Origin of the sequence: Campylobacter sp. BCW_6873 (assembly GCF_001762365.1) — a bacterium.
GTDB classification, from domain to species: domain Bacteria; phylum Campylobacterota; class Campylobacteria; order Campylobacterales; family Campylobacteraceae; genus Campylobacter_D; species Campylobacter_D jejuni.
On record NZ_MJWS01000058.1, the window covers coordinates 1 to 1,967 of the forward strand.

The following is a 1,967-nucleotide window of genomic DNA, read 5'->3' on the forward strand; positions in this document are numbered from 1 at the left end:
TATAATAATCAGTATTTAATTATACTTTAAGTTTAAATATTTTATTATTCCGCTATTTTATTTTTATATTTTATATTATTATTAAAAAATAAAAAATATGAAATTAATTTCAAAATAAATCATTTTAAATAAGGAAGGAGAAAAATATTTGAGTAAAAATATTATTTCAAGTAAGGTGTCCATGGGGGGGGGGGATTAAAGAATCCCATTTAAATTCTAAAAAGATAGTTTTATCTTTAGCTACTATTTCTTTCTTAGCGAGTTGTGCTAATGCTACACTTGCTCCTGAAATAAAAACTTATAATGAAGCAAATAAAAATCTTAAAGCTAGATCAGCAATAAGTATGTATAGTCCTGAAGCTAGAATTGATACGACTGTAAGCAATTCACAAACTAACACAATAGAAGTTAATGGAAATGGTCCTCATTCTATAACAATTGAAAAAACCGGAACTTTAACTGGTAATGACAAAGTCATTTATATCCATGCTAGCAACAGCAATACTCTTACTCTTACTAATCTTACCAATCATGGAACCATCAACGGTAAGGTAAGTGTAGAGAATAGCAAAGGTAACTTTACAGGAACCATCACTGTTAATACCTTTGAAAATAAAAACCAAATCAATGGAAATGTCTATATGGGAATTTGGTCAAGTAGCCAAGGAACTCTTAATATAGATAAATTTGATAATAGCGGAACTATAACAAGTTCTAGTGATAAAGGAACTGTTTTTTTCGAAGGAAATACCAATATACAAACTTTTACCAACACTGGAACCATAAAAAACACAGGTAATACAGAGCCTTCTGAATACGAAAATTTATCATCGGGAGTGTATTTAAGTGATAGCAGTGCAATAAAAACTTTTATCAATAAAGGCTTAATCTCTGGTATTATAGGTGTAAATTTAATGGAAGCTACTATAGAAAATTTTACTAATCAAGGAACCATAGAATCAACAAGTAGTAATAAAAATGCTGCAGCTATTATTCTTAGAACATTTTACACAGCCTCTTCTGTTATAAATAAATTTAGCAATGAAGGAATTATTAAATCAAATTCTAATGGTATATTAGCAGAAGCAAATAATAAAATACATACTTTAATTAACAAAGGCTCTATAGAGGCAGAGCTAAATGGTATAAGCTTTTACGATGCTCCAGATGAAGGTTCTATCAATAATAAAATGGAACTAGGTAAAATTATCCTAGAAGCAGGTAGTAGCATTAAGGCTGGAAATAATGGTATTAATATAGACAGTCCTTCCAAACCTGTAATCTCAGATGCCATTGAAGTTAAACAAGGTGCTAAAGTAGAAGGCGGTAAATCTGGAATTTATATAGGAGGCGGTAAAGAAATCAACACCCAAATCACCATAGCAGGTGAAGTAAGCGGTGGAGCTGCTGGTATAGTCAATGAAGGTATCATTGGTGGTAGTAGCGATGATGATAAAAAAGGTGGCATTATCATCTCAGGAGGTAGTGTTAGCTCTTCAAGTGGAGGCTCTGGCATAGTCAATCAAGGCAATGGTTCTATAGCAGGCGAAATCAAAGTAGAAAGTGGGGGTTCAGTTGAAGGTGGTATTACCAATACAGGAAGTGGTTCTATCTCAGGAAATATAGTAGTAGAAGATGGCGGTAAACTTGATTCTATCACTAACACCTCTACTTCTGATACAGGTATAAGTGGTTCCATCACTAACAATAGTGATAATAAACTTGAAATTTCTAATGGAGAAGGTGCTACTATAGGTGGAGGTATTACAAATAATGGTAATGCTGATTTAGTTATTTCCAACCAAGGCTCAGTAGGTAAAGATGATCATGGTAATACAGTAACTAACAATGGTAGTGGTAGTGTTGGAATTAAAGATTGGGTTGTTTCTACAGATAAAGAAACAGGTAAATTAGACACTGTGGTTGTAGGTGGAAGTGGTAAAGATAATGTAAAAGTAGAAAACATC

General features: G+C 32.3%; 1 pseudogene. It reads left to right on the forward strand.

The window, feature by feature from the left end:
- Positions 1-344 precede the first annotated feature (344 nt).
- Positions 345-1,967 (forward strand): annotated as a pseudogene (locus AJ932_RS10320) (hypothetical protein); the annotation flags it as partial.